Origin of the sequence: Agromyces sp. NPDC056389, from assembly GCF_042262385.1 — a bacterium.
GTDB lineage: Bacteria > Actinomycetota > Actinomycetes > Actinomycetales > Microbacteriaceae > Agromyces.
Window position 1 is genome coordinate 1,326,248 of sequence record NZ_JBHJPN010000001.1, and the last position, 20,250, is coordinate 1,346,497.

General features: G+C 69.9%; 25 protein-coding genes. 1 reads left to right on the forward strand and 24 read right to left on the reverse strand.

The annotated features are described in order from the left end of the window. Positions 1 to 19 precede the first annotated feature (19 nt). The 10 genes from ACFCVM_RS06140 to glmS form a co-directional block, all read right to left on the reverse strand. Positions 20 to 667, reverse strand: coding sequence for a hypothetical protein (locus ACFCVM_RS06140; RefSeq protein WP_375835130.1), 648 nt, complete (start codon positions 665 to 667; stop codon positions 20 to 22). Positions 668 to 677: 10 nt separating this feature from the next. Continuing rightward, a complete protein-coding gene (locus tag ACFCVM_RS06145) occupies positions 678 to 1,352 on the reverse strand; it encodes a hypothetical protein (RefSeq protein ID WP_375835132.1) in 675 nt (224 codons plus the stop codon). Positions 1,353 to 1,399: 47 nt separating this feature from the next. Further along, positions 1,400 to 1,873 carry a DUF4190 domain-containing protein gene (locus ACFCVM_RS06150; RefSeq protein WP_375835134.1) on the reverse strand — a complete coding sequence of 158 codons (474 nt, stop codon included), beginning with the start codon at positions 1,871 to 1,873 and terminating at the stop codon, positions 1,400 to 1,402. Positions 1,874 to 2,001: 128 nt separating this feature from the next. Continuing rightward, positions 2,002 to 3,069, reverse strand: a complete 1,068-nt coding sequence (gene tsaD / locus ACFCVM_RS06155; protein ID WP_375835135.1) for a tRNA (adenosine(37)-N6)-threonylcarbamoyltransferase complex transferase subunit TsaD — start codon at positions 3,067 to 3,069, stop codon at positions 2,002 to 2,004. Continuing rightward, positions 3,066 to 3,614 carry a ribosomal protein S18-alanine N-acetyltransferase gene (rimI, locus tag ACFCVM_RS06160; protein WP_375835137.1) on the reverse strand — a complete coding sequence of 183 codons (549 nt, stop codon included), beginning with the start codon at positions 3,612 to 3,614 and terminating at the stop codon, positions 3,066 to 3,068. Before rimI ends, tsaD begins: the two co-directional genes overlap by 4 nt. Positions 3,615 to 3,622: 8 nt before the next feature. After that, positions 3,623 to 4,258, reverse strand: coding sequence for a tRNA (adenosine(37)-N6)-threonylcarbamoyltransferase complex dimerization subunit type 1 TsaB (tsaB, locus tag ACFCVM_RS06165; RefSeq protein WP_375835139.1), 636 nt, complete (start codon positions 4,256 to 4,258; stop codon positions 3,623 to 3,625). Between the two features lie 10 nt (positions 4,259 to 4,268). Further along, the gene (tsaE, locus tag ACFCVM_RS06170) at positions 4,269 to 4,808 is read right to left on the reverse strand and encodes a tRNA (adenosine(37)-N6)-threonylcarbamoyltransferase complex ATPase subunit type 1 TsaE (RefSeq protein ID WP_375835140.1); all 540 of its coding nucleotides are present in this window, start codon (positions 4,806 to 4,808) and stop codon (positions 4,269 to 4,271) included. Further along, entirely contained in the window at positions 4,805 to 5,950 is a 1,146-nt protein-coding gene (gene alr / locus ACFCVM_RS06175; protein ID WP_375835142.1) for an alanine racemase, read from the reverse strand. Before alr ends, tsaE begins: the two co-directional genes overlap by 4 nt. Next, a complete protein-coding gene (locus ACFCVM_RS06180) occupies positions 5,947 to 6,315 on the reverse strand; it encodes a holo-ACP synthase (protein WP_375835144.1) in 369 nt (122 codons plus the stop codon). Before ACFCVM_RS06180 ends, alr begins: the two co-directional genes overlap by 4 nt. A gap of 25 nt (positions 6,316 to 6,340) precedes the next feature. Beyond that, a complete protein-coding gene (gene glmS / locus ACFCVM_RS06185) occupies positions 6,341 to 8,191 on the reverse strand; it encodes a glutamine--fructose-6-phosphate transaminase (isomerizing) (protein WP_375835146.1) in 1,851 nt (616 codons plus the stop codon). Here glmS and coaA point away from each other — a divergent pair. Beyond that, positions 8,190 to 9,206, forward strand: coding sequence for a type I pantothenate kinase (coaA, locus tag ACFCVM_RS06190; RefSeq protein WP_375835147.1), 1,017 nt, complete (start codon positions 8,190 to 8,192; stop codon positions 9,204 to 9,206). The two genes, glmS and coaA, sit on opposite strands and share 2 nt — an antisense overlap. A gap of 70 nt (positions 9,207 to 9,276) precedes the next feature. On the opposite strand, the gene glmM is transcribed toward coaA, so the two are convergent. The 14 genes from glmM to ACFCVM_RS06260 form a co-directional block, all read right to left on the reverse strand. After that, the gene (glmM, locus tag ACFCVM_RS06195; RefSeq protein ID WP_375835148.1) at positions 9,277 to 10,641 is read right to left on the reverse strand and encodes a phosphoglucosamine mutase; all 1,365 of its coding nucleotides are present in this window, start codon (positions 10,639 to 10,641) and stop codon (positions 9,277 to 9,279) included. Positions 10,642 to 10,664: 23 nt separating this feature from the next. Beyond that, entirely contained in the window at positions 10,665 to 11,150 is a 486-nt protein-coding gene (rpsI, locus tag ACFCVM_RS06200) for a 30S ribosomal protein S9 (RefSeq protein ID WP_375835150.1), read from the reverse strand. Between the two features lie 43 nt (positions 11,151 to 11,193). Then, positions 11,194 to 11,640, reverse strand: a complete 447-nt coding sequence (gene rplM, locus ACFCVM_RS06205; protein WP_056010815.1) for a 50S ribosomal protein L13 — start codon at positions 11,638 to 11,640, stop codon at positions 11,194 to 11,196. A 174-nt stretch (positions 11,641 to 11,814) separates the two neighbouring features. Continuing rightward, on the reverse strand, positions 11,815 to 12,795 hold the full coding sequence (locus tag ACFCVM_RS06210; protein WP_375835151.1) for a tRNA pseudouridine synthase A: 981 nt from the start codon (positions 12,793 to 12,795) through the stop codon (positions 11,815 to 11,817). Positions 12,796 to 12,805: 10 nt separating this feature from the next. Beyond that, a complete protein-coding gene (locus ACFCVM_RS06215) occupies positions 12,806 to 14,110 on the reverse strand; it encodes an acyltransferase (RefSeq protein ID WP_375835153.1) in 1,305 nt (434 codons plus the stop codon). Positions 14,111 to 14,242: 132 nt separating this feature from the next. Continuing rightward, positions 14,243 to 15,280 carry a GNAT family N-acetyltransferase gene (locus ACFCVM_RS06220; RefSeq protein WP_375835155.1) on the reverse strand — a complete coding sequence of 346 codons (1,038 nt, stop codon included), beginning with the start codon at positions 15,278 to 15,280 and terminating at the stop codon, positions 14,243 to 14,245. Between the two features lie 86 nt (positions 15,281 to 15,366). After that, a complete protein-coding gene (gene rplQ / locus ACFCVM_RS06225; RefSeq protein ID WP_375835157.1) occupies positions 15,367 to 15,894 on the reverse strand; it encodes a 50S ribosomal protein L17 in 528 nt (175 codons plus the stop codon). A gap of 50 nt (positions 15,895 to 15,944) precedes the next feature. Beyond that, on the reverse strand, positions 15,945 to 16,931 hold the full coding sequence (locus tag ACFCVM_RS06230) for a DNA-directed RNA polymerase subunit alpha (protein WP_022893850.1): 987 nt from the start codon (positions 16,929 to 16,931) through the stop codon (positions 15,945 to 15,947). A 138-nt stretch (positions 16,932 to 17,069) separates the two neighbouring features. Beyond that, on the reverse strand, positions 17,070 to 17,468 hold the full coding sequence (gene rpsK / locus ACFCVM_RS06235; protein WP_022889749.1) for a 30S ribosomal protein S11: 399 nt from the start codon (positions 17,466 to 17,468) through the stop codon (positions 17,070 to 17,072). Between the two features lie 32 nt (positions 17,469 to 17,500). Continuing rightward, a complete protein-coding gene (gene rpsM / locus ACFCVM_RS06240) occupies positions 17,501 to 17,881 on the reverse strand; it encodes a 30S ribosomal protein S13 (protein ID WP_074260121.1) in 381 nt (126 codons plus the stop codon). Between the two features lie 160 nt (positions 17,882 to 18,041). Further along, positions 18,042 to 18,158, reverse strand: coding sequence for a 50S ribosomal protein L36 (gene rpmJ / locus ACFCVM_RS06245; RefSeq protein ID WP_005050492.1), 117 nt, complete (start codon positions 18,156 to 18,158; stop codon positions 18,042 to 18,044). A gap of 70 nt (positions 18,159 to 18,228) precedes the next feature. Then, complete coding sequence (gene infA, locus ACFCVM_RS06250; protein WP_021759551.1) at positions 18,229 to 18,450, reverse strand: translation initiation factor IF-1; 222 nt, start codon at positions 18,448 to 18,450, stop codon at positions 18,229 to 18,231. A gap of 206 nt (positions 18,451 to 18,656) precedes the next feature. Continuing rightward, positions 18,657 to 19,808: a mannitol-1-phosphate 5-dehydrogenase gene (locus ACFCVM_RS06255; RefSeq protein WP_375835160.1), complete on the reverse strand. Its 1,152-nt coding sequence runs from the start codon at positions 19,806 to 19,808 to the stop codon at positions 18,657 to 18,659. Continuing rightward, positions 19,805 to 20,245: a PTS sugar transporter subunit IIA gene (locus ACFCVM_RS06260; RefSeq protein ID WP_375835161.1), complete on the reverse strand. Its 441-nt coding sequence runs from the start codon at positions 20,243 to 20,245 to the stop codon at positions 19,805 to 19,807. Before ACFCVM_RS06260 ends, ACFCVM_RS06255 begins: the two co-directional genes overlap by 4 nt. Positions 20,246 to 20,250: the final 5 nt, after the last annotated feature.

Genomic DNA, 20,250 nt, shown 5'->3' on the forward strand with positions numbered 1-20,250 from the left:
GCTCCGACGCGGCGCGAGCTCAGCGCGGAAGCGCCCCGAAGACGATCGCGTAGTACCCGATCCACACGGCTGAGAACACGAGCCCGGCGAGCCCCGTGCCGATGCCGACGAAGGCCAGGGTTCGGCCGTGCTCTTCTCGGCGCAGCCCGAGCACGCCGAAGACGAGCGCCGCGATCGACAGCGGCAGCATCCACCCGACGAAGAGCGAAGCCGCTGCGCCGATGGTGCCGACCACCGCGGCGACCCAGCTGTACACCCGCCGCTGCGTCTGCTCCTCCGCCTCCTCGACCGGATCGAGGCCTGGGCGATGGACGATGAGGAGCTGCCCGGTCGAGATCGACTGGAGCTGCCCCGTGTCGAACGGAACCTCGAACTCGCGCACAGCAGGTTCGGCCCTGAATGTCGGCTCTGAGGGCTGGAACGGGGCGAGCGGATCGGCGGCCGTCGCAGGATCCGCCTGCGGGGCGAGCGGATCGACGGGTGTCGCGGGACCCGGCTGCTGGGCACGTGGCTCGGCGGGCGCCGCAGGATCCGCTTGCTGGGCCGACGGACCGGGCGGTGTCCCGGGCCGGGCCAACGGCGGCTGCGACGACTCCGGCGGCATGCCGGCCCCCGCAACGCGGTCGGGGGCCTCGCCGTCGGGCGAACCCCCCTCACGCGCGGTCATCGGGTGCTCCTCAGTAGTAGTAGTTCCCGTAGCTGGCGGCGAACACGCCCCACAGCACGAGCGACAGCAGCGCGATGCCGATGCCGACGAATCCGAGGATGATGCCGGTGAGCCACATGCCCTTGGCTGCGGGCTCCTTCTTCTTGCCCAGGAAGCCGAGCACGACGGCCGCGGCCGGGATGAAGAGCTGCAGGACGCCGCCGACGAACGGGATGAAGACGACGAAGAATCCGAGCAGGCCCACGATGCCGGCGATGAGCGAGATCAGGCTGAGCACCGGAGTCGGCTTCGACGGCGTGGCCGGCGCGTATGCGCCGCCGTAGGCGGGCTGTGCCGGAGCACCGTACCCGGCACCCGGAGCACCCGCAGCGGGCTGCGCGGGAGCACCGTAGGCCGGCGGGGCGGGCGGGGCCGGCGGTGTCGGCGCACCATAGCTCGGGGCGGCAGGCGGAGCCGGCGGCGCGGGCGGCGCCGGCGGAACGGGAGCTGCGGGCGGCTCGGGCGCCGACGGCACCTCGGGAACGTCGGGCGTCGATGCGGCGGGTGCCGCGTCGACGGGAACGACGGGTTCGGGCGCGCTCGGAGCCTCGGGCTCGGGCACGTTCGGCACCGTCGGTTCGGGCTCGTTCGGCGTCACGGGCTCGTCGGGCACATCGGGGACATCGGGGTTCTTCGGATCACTCATGGCATTCCGCCCTTCTTCGTGGTCGTTCGGAGGCTCGGAGACTCGGTTCAGTAGGTGGAGGACAACGATCCGCTGGCGGCACCGGCCATCAGGATCGCGATGACCACGATGAACCAGATGAGGCCGGCGACGAGGCCGACGTAGCCGATGATGAGGCCCGCGATGGCGAGACCGCGGCCCTGCTCGCCGGTCTTCTTGATCTGGCTGAGCGCGATGTGACCGGTGATGACGGCCGCCAGCGAGACGAAGAACGCCGACACGAGCGAGACGATCGCGAGGACGTTGGTCTTGCCGGCAGGCGCCTGGGCATACGCCGGCTGGCCGTAGGCGGGTGCCGGCTGGCCGTAGGCGGGCGCAGCGGGCTGGCCGTATGCCGGAGCCGCAGGCGGCTGCGGCGCACCGTACGCGGGAGCGGCGGGCGCAGCGGGGGCGGCAGGCGCAGCCGGAACCTCGGTCGCAGCCGGCGGGACCGGCGGGACCGGCGGCACGGCGGGCTGTTCGGGAAGGTTCGGATCGGTCACGGTGCGGGGTCCCCTCGAAGTGGTCGACTGCGTTCCCACCACAGTGGCAGGCGCTCCCGGGCGCCGTCAACGACGGCGGCATCCGGTCTCCCGCTCACACTATCGCGCCACGCGCGCCGGCGCACGGACTATGCGACGCCTGCCGCCATCTGGATCTCGGTCGCCGGGAGGGTCGAGTCGGCTCCGAAATCGAGCGTCGACGGCGGATGCCCCGCCATCGCGAGCTGCGCGCCGAGCGCCGCGATCATGGCGCCGTTGTCGGTGCAGAGCGACAGCGGCGGAATGCGCAGGGCGATGCCCGCGGCATCCGCTCGCTCGATCGCCACCTCACGGAGACGCGCATTGGCCACGACTCCACCGCCGAGCAGCAGGCGCGGAACGCCGAGGTCGGTGCACGCGGCCACCGCCTTCGAGACGAGCACGTCGACGACGGCCTCGCGGAAGCTCGCGGCGACGTCGGCGAGCGGCACCGGTTCGCCGGCGGCCTCGCGCTGCTCGACCCAGCGGGCGACGGCCGTCTTCAGCCCCGAGAAGCTGAAGTCGTATCGGTGGGCGATGAGGTCCTTCGGCTGCGTGAGACCACGTGGGAAGCGGATGGCGCGCGGGTCGCCGCCGATCGCCGCCCGGTCGATCTCGGGGCCGCCCGGGTAACGGAGGCCGAGGAGCCTGGCGACCTTGTCGAACGCCTCGCCGGCCGCGTCGTCGATCGTCTCGCCGAGGAGCTCGACGTCGGAGACGAGGTCGCGCACGAGCAGGAGCGAGGTGTGCCCGCCGGAGACCAGCAGCGCGACCGTCGGCGTCTCGAGCGGTGCAGCCGTGTCGAGCAGGTCGGCACCGACATGGCCGACGAGGTGGTTCACCGCGTAGATCGGCACGTCGAGCGAGAGGGCGAGCGCCTTCGCGGCGCCGACGCCGACCATGAGCGCGCCGGCGAGACCGGGCCCGCTCGTCACCGCGACGGCATCGAGGTCGTCGAGGGTGACGGATGCCTCGGCGAGCGCCGCCCGGATCGTCGGGCCGAGCGCCTCGAGGTGGGCCCGCGCCGCGACCTCGGGCACGATGCCGCCATACCGCGCGTGCTCGTCCATGGAGGAGGCGATCGTGTTGGCGAGCAGCGTCGTGCCGCGGACGATGCCGACACCGGTTTCGTCGCACGACGTCTCGATGCCGAGGATCAGCGGGGCTTCGCGGTTCATCGCTTCGCCTCCGCGTCGTTCGTCTGGAGCGGGGTCCGCTCGGCCGACGCGGCACCCGTCGCACCCGCCTCGGCGGGCCGGGCCACCGCGGGCGGCACCGTCAGTCGCATGTGCACGGCGTCGATGCCGCCGCGGTAGTACCGACGGCGGACGCCGATCTCCTCGAAGCCGAGGGAGTCGTAGAGCGCGCGGGCGATGGGGTTGTCGGCGCGCACCTCGAGGAAGATCTCGGCCACGTGACGGCGGCGGGCCTCGGTGATGAGCGCGTGCATGAGCCCGCGACCGAGGCCGATCCCCCGGATCGCGGGTGCGACCGCGATCGTCTGGATGTCGCCCTGCCCGCCGCCCGCGGGCGCGAGGAGGCCGGCATAGCCGAGCAGTCCGGCGCCGTCGTCGTCGGCCTCGTCGTCGACCGCGATGAGGTAGTAGGCGTGCGGGCTCTCGAGCTCGCGGCGCATGGCGTCCTCGGGCCAGGCGTCGGCCTCGAACGTCTCGCGCTCGAGCACCATGATGCGGTCGAGGTCGGAGACTTTGGCACGCCGCATGAACACGCTCATCGCAGCACCTTCTTGCCGGCGGAGGGGGTCACATCGGGAGCGCGCAGATAGATCGGGGCATCGGTCGCGAGCGGCAGCCGGCCCGCCGCGAAGGCGAGTTCGGCGAGCATTCCGATCGCGCCGGCCGAGACGATCGTGGCGTCGAATCGGATGCCGCGGGCGGGCGGCACCTCATCGCGTGGCACGAGCCCGGGTCCTCCGACCCGCACGGGCAGCCCGTCGCCGTCGATCCCGTCGTAGTCGGAGACGGCGAACTCCCGTCGACGGGCGTCGGTGACGACCTGCAGCGACCTCGTGTCGCCCGCCGTGTACCGGCTCCAGGCGATCGCGTCGTGGCTGACCACCGGCACGAAGGGACGATCGATGCCGAGTGCGAAGGCGTGCGCGGCCGCGATGCCGACGCGGAGCCCCGTGAACGGCCCCGGCCCCATGCCCGCGGCGACGCCCGACAGTTCGCGGCGGTCGATGCCCGACGTTGCGAGCGCGTCCCTGATGAAGCCGCCGATCACCTCGGCGTGCCGCATCGTGTCGTCGGTTCCGGTCTCGGCGAGGCAGCGCAGTTCGCCCGTGGCCCGGTCGCGATCGACGACGGCGACACTCGTGCCAGTCGAGGTGTCGATCGCGAGAAGCATGCCCCCAAGCCTACGCGCGCGCAGCGTACGGGGTGTCCGCCCAGCGGGGGCCGAACCCCGTCGCGGTGACTGCGCGAGGCTCGTCGGCGTCGAGCGCGACGTCGGCGTCGGTGTCGAGCGCGTCGTCGCCCGCGGCATCCGCTGCTCGCTCGACGGCGCGACTCGCACCGGTCGGCCGTTCGATGACGATCTCGAGCCAGGAGTCGGTGACGTCCTCGACGAGGCCTGCGCCCCACTCCACCACGACGACCGAACCCTCGAAGTCGAGATCGAGGTCGTCGAGCAGCGCCGCACTGCCGAGCCGATACGCGTCGACGTGCACGAGCGGCGGGCCTCCGACGAGGCTCGGATGCGTGCGAGCGAGCACGAAGGTCGGGCTCTGCACCGGCCCGCGGATGCCGAGGCCGGCGCCGATGCCGCGCGTGAGCGTGGTCTTGCCCGCGCCGAGCGGGCCGGTGAGCACGACGACGTCGCCGGCGCGGAGCACGGCCCCGAGCTCACGGCCGAACGCCTCCATGGCCTCGGTCTCGGGCACCTCGAAGCGCATCATGCGCCGCCGAGGTAGCGCCGCGGCACGCGCGCTCCGATGCGGGTGACGATCTCGTAGCCGATGGTGTCGGCGGCGTCACCCCAGTCGTCGGCCGAGGGCGCGCCCGTCTGCGGGTCGCCGAAGAGCACGACCTCATCGCCCGTCTCGACCGTGTCGTCGCCGACGTCGACGACGAACTGGTCCATCGCGATGCGCCCGACCACGGGGCGTCGGGTTCCCCCGATCCAGACCTCGCCGCGACCCGAGGCCTGGCGCGGGATGCCGTCGGCGTAGCCGAGGGGCACGAGCGCGAGGGTCGTCGGTCGATCGGCCCGCCAGGTATGCCCGTACGAGACTCCGGTGCCCGGCTCGATGCGTCGCACGGCGGCCACCCGGCCGCGCAGCGTCATCGCCGGACGGAGCCCCAGGTCCGCTGCGGTCGTGCCGTCGCCGAACGGCGGGATGCCATAGGCGCCGATGCCGATGCGCACGAGATCGAACCGCGCGGCGGGCAGGCGCAGCGCGCCCGCGGTCGAGGCGAGGTGGCGCACCTCGGGCCGGAGCCCTGCGGCAGCTGCCCGATCGAGACCGCCCGCGAACGCCGCGAGCTGAACGGCGTCCTCTTCGGGAGAGGTGTTGGCGAGGTGGCTGAACAGACCGACGACGCGGATGCGCCCCGCGGCTTCGAGCTCGGCGGCACGGGCGACGCAGTCGGCCCACTCCTCGGGCGCGACGCCGCTGCGGCTGAGCCCGGTGTCGAGCTTCAGATGCACCCGCGCGGTTCGGTCGACGGATGCCGCGGCCTCGGCGACGGCCTCGAGCTGGCCGCGGGAGGAGATGCCGAGATCGATGTCGCGGGAGATCGCCGGCGCGAAGTCGGCTCCCGGGTCGTGCAGCCACGCGAGGAGCGGTGCGTCGATGCCCGCGTCGCGGAGCGCGCGCGCCTCGTCGATGTCGGCGACGCCGAGCCAGTCGGCGCCGGCCTCGAGCGCCGCACGCGCGACGGGCACGGCGCCATGCCCGTAGGCGTTCGCCTTCACCACCGCCATCGTGCGGGCCGGCGCCACCGCCGCGGCGAGCGCGCTGATGTTCTCGCGCACGGCGTCGAGGTCGACGACCGCTTCGCGGAACGGCGACGCAGCGGCGTCCGGATCCGTGGTCACGATGCGCTCCCGGCGCCGGTCTCGAGCACGACGAACGCGCTCGCGATGCCGGCGTCGTGGCTCATCGTGAGGTGCACGCGATCGATGCCGAGGCTGCTCGTGAGCTCGGCGATCGCGCCGGAGAGTTCGAAGTCGGGATTCCCGTGCCCATCCTGCACGACACGCATGTCATGCCACCGGATCACGGTGTTCCCTCCGAGGGCCTTGATGAGCGCTTCCTTCGCCGCGAACCGAGCCGCGAGCGAGCGCGCCGGGCGGTCGCGTTCGCTCTCGGCGAACAAGCGCTCGCGGAGTGCGGGAGTACGGGTCAGCGACCGCTCGAACCGGGCGATGTCGACGACATCGATGCCGATCCCCGCGATCACGGCGCCATCTCCCGCACTCGCGTGCTCACTCGACCGTGACCGACTTCGCGAGATTGCGAGGCTGGTCGACGTCGAGACCCTTCGCCTGCGAGAGCTCCATGGCGAAGATCTGCAGGGGCACGACGGCGAGCAGCGGCTCGAAGAGCGGCGCCGCGAGCGGGATGCGCAGCACCTCGTCGGCGAACGGCAGCACCGAAGCGTCGCCTGCCTCGGCGATCGCGATGACACGTGCCCCGCGCGCGCGGATCTCCTGGATGTTCGAGACGACCTTCGGGTGCAGCGTCGCCGAACCGCGCGGGCTCGGCACCACCACGAAGACGGGCTGTCCGGGCTCGATGAGCGCGATCGGACCGTGCTTGAGCTCGCCGGCGGCGAAGCCCTCCGCGTGGATGTACGCGAGCTCCTTGAGCTTCAGCGCCCCCTCGAGCGCGATCGGGTACCCGACGTGACGACCGAGGAAGAGCACCGAGCGGGTGTCGGCCATCCAGTGGGCGAGCTGCGCGACCTTCTCGGACTCGGCGAGCACGAGCTCGAGCTTCTCGGGCACCGCCTGCAACTCGTGCAGCTGGGTCGCGATCGCCTCGGCCGACAGGGTGCCGCGCACACGTGCGAGGTGCAGGCCGAACAGGTACAGCGCCGCGATCTGCGCGACGAACGCCTTCGTCGAGGCCACGGCGACCTCGGGGCCCGCGTGGGTGTAGACGACCGCATCGGACTCGCGCGGGATCGTGGCGCCCTGCGTGTTGCAGATCGAGATCGTGCGCGCGCCCTGCTCACGGGCGTACTTCACCGCCATGAGAGTGTCCATGGTCTCGCCCGACTGGCTGATCGAGACGACGAGCGTGTCGTCGTCGAGCACCGGCTCGCGGTATCGGAACTCGTGGCTGAGCTCGACCTCGACGGGGATGCGCGCCCACTGCTCGATCGCGTACTTCGCGACCGTTCCGGCGTAGGCGGCGGTGCCGCAGGCGATGATCGTGATGCGACGGATGCCCCTGAGCTCCTCATCGCCGAAGGACTCGAGCTCGGGGATCACCACAGCGTCGTCGACGATGCGGCCGAGGAGGGTCTTCGCGACGGCTTCAGGCTGCTCGGACACCTCCTTGCGCATGAACGACGACCAGCCGCCCTTCTCTGCGGCGGACGCGTCCCACGCCACGTCGAACGGCTCGACCTCGACGGGCTGTCCGTCGAAGTCGGTGACGACGACGTCGCTCGCGGTGATCACCACGATCTGGTCCTGGCCGATCGCCAGGGCGCGCTTCGTGTATTCGACGAAGGCGGCGACATCCGACCCGAGGAAGTTCTCGCCGTCTCCGAGGCCGATGACGAGCGGGGAGTTGCGGCGGGCGCCGACCACGACGCCGGGCTCCGACCGGTGCACGGCGAGCAGGGTGAACGCGCCGTCGAGGCGTGACACGGTGTTGCGGAATGCCTCGCGGAGGTCGCCGGTCGACTGGTACTCCTTGCCGAGGAGCACCGCGGCGACCTCGGTGTCGGTCTCGCTCTCGAACGAATACCCCTCGGCGAGGAGTTCGGCCTTCAGCTCTGAGAAGTTCTCGATGATGCCGTTGTGGATGAGTGCGAGTCGTCCCTCATCCCCGAGGTGCGGGTGAGCGTTGACGTCCGTCGGCCCGCCGTGCGTCGCCCACCGGGTGTGACCGATGCCGGTGCCGCCGTGGCGCAACGGGTTCGCCTCGAGTTCGTCGGCGAGCACCTGGAGCTTGCCGGCGCGCTTGGCCGTCTCCATGAGGCCGTCGTCGTCGACGATCGCTACTCCTGCCGAGTCATAACCACGGTACTCGAGGCGACGAAGGCCATTCATGAGGACGTCGAGGCTGTTGCGCTCTCCGACGTATCCGACGATTCCACACATGCGTGCGATTCTACTGGCGCGCCGCTGGGTGCCCGCTCCGTCTGACTACACTGGCACGGTGCCCGATCCGCAGAGCCCGTCGTCGCACGCGGCGCAGATCTCCCCGTTCATCGAACTCGATCGGGCCGACTGGGCCGCGCTCGCACCATCGATGCCGTCGCCGCTTCGGGAGACCGAGATCGTGCAGCTGCGCGGCCTCGGTGAGCCGCTCGACCCGCGTGAGGTCGCCGAGGTCTACCTGCCGCTCAGCAGGCTGCTGAACCTCTACGTCGGCGGCACGAAATCGCTGCACAAGGTCACGAGCGAGTTTCTGCGCGAACGCTTCGAATCGACGCCCTTCGTCATCGGCGTCGCCGGTTCGGTCGCGGTCGGCAAGTCGACCATCGCCCGCCTGCTTCGCGAGCTGCTCGCCCGCTGGGAGCACACGCCGCGAGTCGAACTCATCACGACCGACGGATTCCTCTTCCCCAATGCGGAGCTCGAGCGCCGCGGGCTCATGGCGCGGAAGGGGTTCCCCGAGTCGTACGACCGGCGCGCGCTGCTCCGCTTCGTGAGCGAGGTCAAGGCGGGCGCCGCCGAGGTGCGCGCACCGTTCTACTCGCACCTCGCGTACGACATCGTGAAGGACGCGCAGATCACCGTGCGCCGCCCTGACGTGCTCATCGTCGAGGGCCTGAACGTGCTGCAGCCTCCGGGCCCCGGACATCGCCTCGCGGTGAGCGACCTCTTCGACTTCACGATCTACGTCGACGCCCGCACGAGCGACATCGCACGTTGGTACGAGGAGCGCTTCCTGAAACTCCAGCGCGGGGCGTTCGCGAACCCGCGCTCGTACTTCCACCGATTCGCGAGCCTCACCGAGGCCGAGGCGCGAGCGCGTTCACGCGAGATCTGGCACTCGATCAACGAGCCGAACCTGCTGCAGAACATCCGGCCGACGCGATCGCGCGCATCCCTCGTACTCCGCAAGAGTTCGGATCACACGGTCTCGAGCGTGCTGCTCCGCAAGCTCTGAACGCTCGGCCGCCCTCCTGACGCGATGGCGTCCGAAGGGCGGCGTCGTCGTGCGGAGTGCCGCGGCGTCGTCAGACGATGGCGAGTCGCTCGCGCACCACGGCGGCGAGGGACTCTGCGTGCCGCTCCGCGGCGTCCTGCTCTGCAGCCTCGACCATGACCCGAACCATCGGCTCCGTGCCCGAGGGTCGCAGCAGCACGCGGCCGCTGTCGCCGAGCTCGGCCTCGACCGCGACGACCGCGGCGCCGATCTCGGCATCGTCGGCAAGGGCGTGGTGGTCGACTCCGCGCACGTTCACGAGCACCTGCGGGTAGACCGTCATGACCGAGGCCAGTTCAGCGAGGGTCTTTCCCGTGCGGGCCATCTCTGCGGCGAGGTGAAGGCCGGTCAGCACCCCGTCACCGGTCGTGGCGAACTCGCTCATGATGACGTGGCCCGACTGCTCGCCGCCGAGCGCGAGCCCTTCGGCTGCGAGGGCCTCGAGCACGTAGCGGTCGCCGACCTTGGTCTCGACGACGCGGATGCCGTGCTCGGCCATCGCGCGGCGCAGGCCGAGATTCGACATGACGGTCACCACGAGCGTGTCGTCGGTGAGTGTGCCGCGCTCCTTCATCGAGACGGCGAGGATCGCCATGATGCGGTCGCCGTCGATGACCTCGCCGTCGGCGTCGACCGCGAGGCAGCGGTCGGCGTCACCGTCGTGGGCGATGCCGAGATCGGCGCCGTGTTCGATCACGGCGGCCTGGAGCTTCTCGAGGTGCGTCGAACCGACACCGTCGTTGATGTTCATGCCATCGGGATCGGCCCCGATGACGATGACGTCGGCGCCCGCGTCTGCGAAGGTCTGGGGCGAGACCCCGGCCGCGGCACCGTGGGCGCAGTCGAGTACGACCTTGAGCCCCTCGAGGCGGTGCGGCAGCGTGCCGAGCAGGTGCACGACGTAGCGATCTTCAGCGTCGGCGAACCGACGGATGCGACCGACTCCATCGCCGACCGGAGCGAGCTTCTGCTTGCCGAGGAACGACTCGATACGGTCTTCGACCTCGTCGGGAAGCTTCGTGCCGCCGTAGGAGAAGAACTTGATGCCGTTGTCGGGCGCCGGGTTGTGCGAGGCCGAGATCATCACGCCGAAGTCGGCGCCGATCGAATCGATCAGGAACGCCGTCGCGGGGGTCGGAATGACCCCGGCGTCGAGCACGTCGACACCGGAGCTCGCGAGACCGGCCGAGACCGCAGCGGTGAGGAACTCGCCCGAGACGCGCGGATCGCGCGCCACGACGGCGACAGGGCGTCGGCCGGCGGCGCGAAGCTCGTCGGCGTGACGCCCTTGAGTGAGGACGGCGGCAGCCGCCTGGGCGAGGCCCAGGGCCAGGTCAGCCGTGAGTTCACGGTTGGCCAGGCCCCGGACCCCGTCGGTTCCGAAAAGCCGAGGCATGTACGGAGAACCGGACGCTGGAATCAGCGCTTCGAGAACTGCGGCGCCTTGCGGGCCTTCTTGAGACCGGCCTTCTTGCGCTCGATCACGCGTGCATCACGCGTGAGGAAGCCCGACTTCTTGAGGGTCGCGCGGTTGTTCTCGCGGTCGATCTCGTTCAGCGCGCGAGCGATGGCGAGACGCAGCGCGCCTGCCTGGCCCGACGGGCCGCCGCCCGTGATCTTCGCGACCACGTCGTACGAGCCGATGAGCTCGAGCACCGTGAACGGGTCGGTGATGAGCTGCTGGTGCAGCTTGTTGGGGAAGTAGGCTGCGAACTCGCGGCCGTTGACGGTGATGCTGCCGGCGCCGGGAACGAGGCGCACGCGGGCGATCGCCTGCTTGCGGCGGCCGACGGCCGCGCCCGACACGTTGAGCACGGGGCGGGGGGTAGCGGGAGCTGCCTCGGGGGCGCTCTCGGTGGTGTAGCTCTCGGGAGCCGCTTCGATCTGGTCTGCGATCTTCGCCATGGTGGTGTGAATCCTTATTTCGAGAACGTCGAGGGTGCCGGTACTACTGGGCGACCTGGGTGAGGGTGTACGGCTTGGGCTGCTGTGCCGCGTGCGGGTGCTCCGGGCCGGTGTAGACCTTCAGCTTCTTGAGCTGGGCCCGACCGAGCGAGTTCTTCGGGAGCATGCCGCGGATCGCCTTCTCGACGGCGCGGACGGGGTTCTTCTCGAGGAGTTCGGCGTAGCTGACGGCCGTGAGACCGCCCGGGTACCCCGAGTGGCGGTAGGCCTTCTTCTGCTCGAGCTTCTGGCCGGTGAGGGCCACCTTGTCGGCGTTGACGATGATGACGAAGTCACCGGTGTCGACGTGGTTCGCGAAGATCGCCTTGTGCTTGCCGCGCAGCAGGGCTGCGGTGTGGCTCGCGAGGCGACCGAGGACGATATCGGTTGCGTCGATGACGACCCAGTCGTGCTGGATGTCGGACGGCTTGGGAGTGAACGTGCGCGTCACGGAAGTGCTGCTTTCTGATCGAGTGAGGGGTTCGTGAATCCCACTCCGGTGGGTGTTCGCCCGCGATGCGTCCGAACGCCCTGGTGGAGGGCTCAACTTCGGATGCCGCCGCAGAGGACGGCACCAAAGGGCAAGCTTAGCGGGTCGAGAGGCACGCGTCCAATCGGTTGCCCCTCACTCCCCCGCGTCCGCCTCGTCGTCGACTTGCACGCTCAGTTCGCGCCGCGCGCGCGTCTGCGCGGCGCGAACCTCGAGTTCGTGATCGTCGGGGTAACCGACCTCGGTGAGCACGAGGCCCTTCGCCGGCATGACCATGAACGCGTTCGTGCGTTGCCGGGCGCGGAGCAGCTCTGCCGGAGCGTCGAGGTCGAGGCGTCCCTCGCCGACCGCGACCGCAGCCCCGATGAGCGCACGCACCATCGAGTGGCAGAAGGCATCGGCCTGCAGCGACGCCACGAGCACGCCGTCGGTATCGCGTCGCCAGCGGTACGACTCCAGCGTGCGGATGGTCGTCGCTCCATCACGCGGCTTGCAGAAGGCGGCGAAGTCGTGCAGGCCGAGGAGGGCCTGGGCCGAAGCATCCATACGCTCGGCGTCGAGCGCACGCGGGCGCCACACCGTCCGGTGTCGCGCGAGCGGATCCCGTGCAGCGGCGGCGTCTGCGATCCGATACTCGTATCGTCGCCAGATCGCCGAGAATCGCGCGTCGAATCCATCGGGAGCGAGCGCGGCCCCCGTCACCACGACATCGGCATCGGATGCCCCGATCACACCGGCCAACCTGCGAAGCAGCACCGCCGCGGGCCCCGTGTCCTCGGGTGCGGGCGCGTGACCGCGGCGCGCCCGGGTCACCGCGGCGAGTGCCGACCGCGGGACGTCGAAGTGCGCCACCTGCCCAAGGGCATGGACGCCGGCATCGGTCCGTCCGGCAACGGTCAGGCGCGGTGCGGTTCCGGCACGCCGGAAGAGGATGCCGAGGGCATCCTCGACGACCCCTTGAACCGTTCGCAGTCCGGGCTGCCGGCTCCATCCGTTGAAGTCGGTGCCGTCGTACGCGAGCGCGAGTCGCACGCGAACCACGCCCTCGGCGTCGTCTCCGAGCGCGACCGGGCCGGCACCGGGGCTCGACGAGACGACGGATTCGGAGACGACCATGCCCTCAAGCCTACGATCGCGCAGCCGAGGTCGGCGCCGCGATCGGCAGCTCGGCCGGCATCGCCGCGTTCCGCGTCCGGTGCCCCGGACCGCCGACGATGAGCGCGACGACCGCTGCGGTGACGAGCGCCCAGCCCAGCAGCCCGTTCTGCCACGGAAGGTAGCCGAATGCGAGCAGGACTCCGACGCCGATCACCGCGAACGCGCTCCAGAGGAGCACCGCGGCGAGCGGCGACGTGCGCTCGACCGGTTTCGGCCACAGCGACTCGATGCGCGGCACGACCACGCAGCATCCGGCGACGACGACGGCGATGGCGAGGATCCAGAGCGGACGGGTCGCCCACCACGCCGGCGAGAGCACTGGCGGGAACGGCAGGTCGAACGCGAGGTGGAGCGCAGTGACGACCGCCATCGCGAAGGTGTGCCAGAGGTAGATGACCATTCCGTAGACGCCGAAGACGAACACCGCTCCGAGCATCGGCCGCCACGACATCACGCGCCGGATGAGCGGCTGCGCGAGCGCGAACAGGCAGACCTGCCCGAGCGCCAGGGCGAGGATCGCCAGCGTCGGCGGGTTGAGGTTGTCGAGCATGTCGTGCGAGTACCCGAACCAGGTCACGAGCATGCCGATGACACCGTAGGCGCCGACCGCGCCGAGCACGAGCACGAGTCGCGAACGACGCGCGAACCAGCCGTCGCGGAGCCCGAATCCCAGCTGTTGGGCGAACAGCCAGACGAAGATCCAGTTGAGTGCGCCGAGAGGTGCTCCGAACCCTCGCACGAGCACGTCGACGACGACCACCGCAGCAGCGAGACCGAGGTAGGCGGGCCATGGCGCATGACGATGCAACCACGACATCGTCGGCACGAATGCCGTGCAGATCAGGTACACGGGGATGAACCAGAGCGGCTCGGCGAGTCGAACCGCGAACGTCCGGACGAACTCGCCGTCGACCCCTGCAAGCAGCATGCACGCGAGCACCGCACCGACTGCCGCGACGAGCAGGACCACCGGTTGCGCCAGGCGGATGGCGCGGATGCGGAGGTAGTGGGACACGGTCTCGCCGTGTCCGCGGAGCCGTCGCCACTGCGTGATCGACGCGAACCCGCCGCAGATGAAGAAGACGGGCATGATCATGAGCGGCCACGTCGCCCAGGCGAGCGGCTCGAACCCGTCGAGCGCGTTGAACGCCCGCAGCGGTTCCCCGCCGATGCCCATCTGCAGAGCGTGCAGCAGCACCACGATCGGCAGGCAGAACGCGCGGGCGAAATCGATCGAGAGATCCCGGTCGACGGGGATGCGGACGGCGGTCACGCTGCTCCTCTTCGAGCACCGTTGACTGCGGCACCGAGAACAGATTCTGGCACAACGCGAATCGCCGCGATACGTCGGTTCCGGACCCGTCTCCGGACCCGGCGCTGTGCGCTCGGACCTCGTCGCGGCGCCTCAGAACACGATCGTGTAACTGGTCTCGGTGGTCGCCGCCCGGAACCCCATCCGCTCGTACAACGCGAACGCCCCGGTCGGACTCGCCGCATCGACTTCGAGCGTCGAGTACTCGAGTCCGGCGGCGCCTGCGGCGGTCAGGTGGGCGGCCAGGAGGGCCTTCGCCACGCCGCGTCCGCGATGCCCGCGCACGACCCCGACCAGTGGAACGTGCACGCTCGAGAACCCCTGACCATGCCAGTCGTCTTCATTCACCTCGCTCAGCACGAACCCCACCACTCGCTCGCTCGCCTCGTCGATGGCGATGACGGAGAGATCCGCGCGGAACACGGCACTCGAGACGAAGGCGCCCCATTCCTCCTCCGACCTCGGCTGACTGCCCCAGTGGTCGCGGAACGCGTCATTCCGGGCGGCTCTCACCTCGTCGGTCCGCGATGTCCCCAGCACCTCGATGCGGATGCCCTCGCCGGCGGCGACGTCGTCGATCGGCTCGCCGAGATCGCGGCGCAACCCGGCGAAGAACCGCGCGGCGGTGAAGCCCTCGGACTCGAGCAGCGGACCGGCCCAGCGCGCACGGTCGTCGGAGAACCCCATGATCCATCCCGGAAGCGGCAGATCGGATGCCGCGAGCTGCTGGGCTGCCCGCGCGCGCTGCCAGCCGAGGAGGAGGCGACCGATGCCGCGGCGACGCAGCTCGGGATGCACGCCCCCCACGAGGATGGTGCGCACCAGGGTGTCGCGCCCGGGTGGGTGGTACGCGACCCCCCACGCCACCGCTCGGCCGTCGGCATCGAGTGCCACGATCGAGTCCCGCTCGCGGTCGACGAACGACATCCCGAGGTCGTCGGCGAGCTCTTCCCTCGGGACCGCGTATTCGGGGTGGTCGGCGGCCGCCATAGCCGCCTCGAGCTCCACGATCCGGTCGAGATCGTCGTCGCCGACCGGACGCCAGGCGTGCACGTCGCGGTGCGCGAGGTTCGGGAGCGTCGCGGGAGCCGTGATGCGCTCGAAGAGCGGCGACAGTTCGTGCTCGGTCACCGCTCCAGACTAGACGGCGTTCATGCTGCCGAGACGGCGAAGGGCCCCGGTGCAAGCACCGGGGCCCCTCGTGAGCGAGCAGGAGGCTACTTGGCCTCGGCGGACTCCGCCTCGTCGGCGACGACCTCGGTCGTCTCCTCAGCTGCTGCGTCGGTCGACTCGACCTCGGTCGTCTCCTCGACGACCTCGGCCGGAGCCTCCTCGGCGACGGGCGCCGCGGCGGCGGCCGGCTTCGCGGCGCGCTTCTTCGGGGTCACGGGCTCGAGCACGAGCTCGATGACCGCCATGGGCGCGTTGTCGCCCTTGCGGTTGCCGACCTTCGTGATGCGGGTGTAGCCGCCCTCACGGTCTGCGACCTGCGGGGCGATGACCGTGAACAGCTCGTGCACGACGGTCTTGTCGCCGATGACGGCGAGCACGCGACGACGCGCGTGCAGGTCGCCGCGCTTGCCGAACGTCACGAGACGCTCGGCCAGCGGACGGAGGCGCTTGGCCTTCGTCTCAGTGGTGGTGATGCGCTTGTGCGTGAACAGCGCTGCAGCGAGGTTCGCGAGCATCAACCGCTCGTGGGCGGGGCCGCCTCCGAGGCGGGGGCCCTTCGTGGGCTTCGGCATGGTTCGTTCTCTCCAGTAGGTGGGGGTTGGTGGGCGACCGCGAGGTCTGCCTAGTTCTCGTCGTCGAAGCCCGTGTAGAAGTGGGCCCCGTCGAATCCGGGGACGGAGTCCTTCAGCGACAGGCCCATTTCGGTGAGCTTGTCCTTGACCTCATCCACCGACTTCTGGCCGAAGTTGCGGATGTTCATGAGCTGCGACTCCGACAGGGCGACGAGCTCGGACACCGTGTTGATGCCCTCGCGCTTCAGGCAGTTGTAGCTGCGCACCGACAGGTCGAGGTCTTCGATCGGGATCGAGAGCTCGCTGGAGAGCACGGCGTCGACCGGCGCGGGGCCGATCTCGATGCCCTCGGCAGCAGTGTTCAGCTCGCGAGCGAGTCCGAACAGCTCGGTGAGCGTGCGGCCCGCCGAGGCGATCGCGTCGCGCGGCGTGATGGCCGGCTTCGACTCGACGTCGACCACGAGGCGGTCGAAGTCGGTGCGCTCGCCGGCACGGGTGGCCTCGACGCGGTAGGTGACCTTCAGGACCGGCGAGTAGATCGAGTCGACCGGGATCTGGCCGGCCTCGGAGTACTCGTTGCGGTTCTGGCTGGCCGAGACGTAGCCGCGGCCGCGCTCGATCGTGAGCTCGAGCTCGAACTTCGCCGAGTCGTTGAGCGTCGCGATCACGAGCTCGGGGTTGTGCACCTCGACACCCGCCGGAGCGGAGATGTCGGCTGCGGTGACCTCACCGGCACCCTGCTTGCGCAGGTAGGCGGTGATGGGCTCGTCGTGCTCGCTGGAGACGACCAGGTTCTTGATGTTGAGGATGATCTCGGTGACATCCTCCTTCACGCCCGGAACGGTCGAGAACTCGTGGAGCACGCCGTCGATGCGGATGCTCGTCACGGCTGCGCCGGGGATCGAGGAGAGGAGGGTGCGACGGAGCGAGTTGCCCAGGGTGTAACCGAAGCCCGGCTCGAGGGGCTCGATCACGAAACGCGAACGGAACTCCGAGATGTTCTCTTCGGTGAGCGTCGGGCGCTGTGCGATCAGCACTGTTGATTCCTTTCGGCAGGGTGTCCGCTATATGACACCTGCGAGTACGAGGATCTTGAGTTGTGTGAGAGAACGGATGTCCCGGCGATCGAGGAGGGCCCGGCTGAGCCGGACCGCTCCTCGATCACCGGGAGGGAATCAGACGCGGCGACGCTTGGGCGGGCGGCATCCGTTGTGCGCCTGGGGCGTCACGTCGTTGATGCTGCCGACCTCGAGGCCTGCGGCCTGGAGCGAGCGGATCGCGGTCTCGCGGCCGGAGCCGGGACCCTTGACGAACACGTCGACCTTCTTCATGCCGTGCTCCTGCGCCTGGCGGGCGGCCGACTCTGCGGCGAGCTGCGCGGCGAACGGGGTCGACTTGCGCGAGCCCTTGAAGCCGACGCCACCGGAGGAGGCCCAGCTGATCACGGCACCGTTGGTGTCGGTGATCGAGACGATCGTGTTGTTGAACGTCGACTTGATGTGGGCCTGGCCCACGGCGATGTTCTTCTTTTCCTTCTTGCGCGGCTTGCGAGTAGCCGCCTTGGGTGCTGCCATGTGTGAAATCTCCTAGATCTGGCGACGAGCGGTTACTTGCGGCCGGGCTTCTTCTTGCCGGCGACGGTGCGCTTCGGGCCCTTGCGGGTACGAGCGTTGGTCTTGGTGCGCTGGCCGCGGACCGGGAGACCGCGACGGTGGCGGATGCCCTCGTACGAGCCGATCTCGACCTTGCGGCGGATGTCGGCGGCGACCTCGCGGCGGAGGTCACCCTCGACCTTGAAGTTGCCCTCGATGTAGTCGCGCAGCGCAATGAGCTGGTCGTCGCTGAGGTCCTTCACGCGGATGTTTCCGTCGATGCCGGTCTCGGCGAGCGTGGTGAGTGCTCGCGTGCGGCCGACGCCGTAGATGTAAGTCAGTGCGATCTCCACGCGCTTCTCGCGCGGGATGTCGACTCCTGCCAGACGTGCCATGTGTGGCTTCTCCTGTTTCGAAGTGGAGGTGTGGAGCAACGCCGGTGCCCGAGCCTCCGACTCGAGGTGTCCCCGCGGCATCCATGGATGCCGGCGGTTCTGGCGTTGCCGATGTATTCAGTTGTGGGATGCGGGGCGCTCGCGCCCCGCCGTCTGGTGACTAGCCCTGGCGCTGCTTGTGGCGCGGGTTCGACTTGCAGATGACCATGACGCGGCCGTGGCGGCGAATCACCTTGCAGTGGTCGCAGATGGGCTTGACGCTGGGGTTGACCTTCACGATTGTTCCTTGATGTGTCGCTGTCCTCGTACCCACGAGATGTCGCGGGCCGTTACTTTCCGAGCAGCCGTTACTTGTAGCGGTAGACGATGCGGCCGCGCGTCAGGTCGTATGGGCTCAGCTCGACGATCACGCGGTCCTCGGGGAGGATGCGGATGTAGTGCTGGCGCATCTTTCCTGAGATGTGCGCGAGGACCTTGTGTCCGTTCGTGAGTTCCACCCGGAACATCGCGTTCGGGAGGGCCTCGACAACCGAGCCTTCGATCTCGATGACGCCGTCTTTCTTGGCCATAGCCTCACTATCGCTTGGAGTTGGGATGCTGGTCGTGCGATGGTTCCGCTCGCTGCGCTGAATTCCCCTGAATCAGGGGCCGTCAGGCATGCCGAAGCAGGCGTGCAGAACACCAAGGATCAACTCTAGGTGATTCCGAGCGTTTTCGCCAGTCGAGCCCGGCCAGCGCCTCGGATCGGCCGTCGACCGGCGCGTCAACAGGCGCGTCACCCGGCGCGTTGCGACGTTGCGACCGTCCGCACGAGCTGCACCTGCAGCGGATGACCCGCGTCGATGCCGTTCACGTCGCGCACGAACTGGACCGGATCCACCGTGCCGACGAGCGCCTGCAGCTCGACGCTCTCGGGATCGCCCGGAACGTCGAACCGCAACGCGGCACCGACCGCGGCGAGCAGGCCGTCGACGGGAAGCCCGCGTTCGGCGAGTTCCGCGGCCGGAGCGATGAAGCGCTCGCGCCGGCCGAGCTTCCGGAGCGGCTGCCGCCCCACTCGCTCGACTGTGTCGGGCAGCTCGGGATTCGCGAACCGTCGCAGGATCGTCGCACGATACTCGGCCTGCTGTCCCTCGGCGAAGTCGTGCTTGGCGACGATGAGCGCCGAGGTCTCCACGAGCGCACGCTCCACGGCCACCGCGACGCCGTCGTCGGCGAGCGCGTCGCTGATGCGCTCGTGCCCGGCGAGGAAGCCGAAGTACGCCGTGGCGGCGTGTCCGGTGTTCACGGTGAAGAGCTTGCGCTCGATGTACGGGGCCAGGTCGTCGACGAAGTGCGCCTCCGCGATCGCCGGCGCCGAATCGCCGAACGGCCTGCGTTCGATCGCCCACTCGAAGAAGGTCTCGACGGTCACGTCGAGACCGGCGTCGGGAGCCTGGGCCGGCACGATGCGATCGACCGCGGTGTTCGCGAACACCGCGCGAGCGGCGAGCACGGGCCATTCGGCCGGGTCGACGAGCGCGATCATCTCGTCGCGCAGCACGTCGGTCGCGTTGATGGCGTTCTCGCAGGCCATGATCGCGAGCGGCGGGGCATTCGTCGACCTCGACCGCAACGCCGTCACGAGGTGCGGGGCGATGAAGCGGAGGATCGTCGGGCCCACCGCCGTGGTCGCGATGTCCGCCGTCGTGAGCTCGGCGGCCAGCGCCGGGGCATCCGTGGCGCTGTTCACCGCACGGAAGCCGTCGACGACCCGGTCGCGCGCACCCGCGCCGACCTCGTGCACGGTGTACGCGTCCGCCGCGGCGAGGTCGTCGATCAGCGCGGCGTTGACGTCGGCGAAGACGACCTCGTAGCCGGCGTCGTGGAGCAGGAGCCCCACGAAGCCGCGACCGATGTTGCCGGCTCCGAAGTGCACCGCCTTCACGAGTCGTTGACCTCCGAGAGCAGCGAGAAGATCTCCCCGGCCGACCCGGCGTCGACGAGCGCCTGGACCGAGTCGTCGTCGGAGAAGATGATCGCGATCTTGGAGAGGATCTCGAGGTGCTCGTTGTCGAGCCCCGCGATGCCCACGACGAAGCGCACGGGCTCGCCGCCCCAGTCGACCGGCTCGTCGTACCGCACGAACGAGAGCGCGGAACGCACGATCGCGTCCTTGCCCTCGTTCGTGCCGTGCGGTATCGCCAGGAGGTTGCCCATGAACGTCGAGACGGATCCCTCCCGTTCGAGCATCGAGTCGAGGTACGCGGGCCGCACGGCACCGGCGTCGACGAGGATGCGTCCCGCTTCGCGGATCGCGTCGTCTCGACCGGCGGCACGTGTCGCGAGCCGCACGTTCTCGGGAGAGAGGATCTGTTCGGTCATGGGCT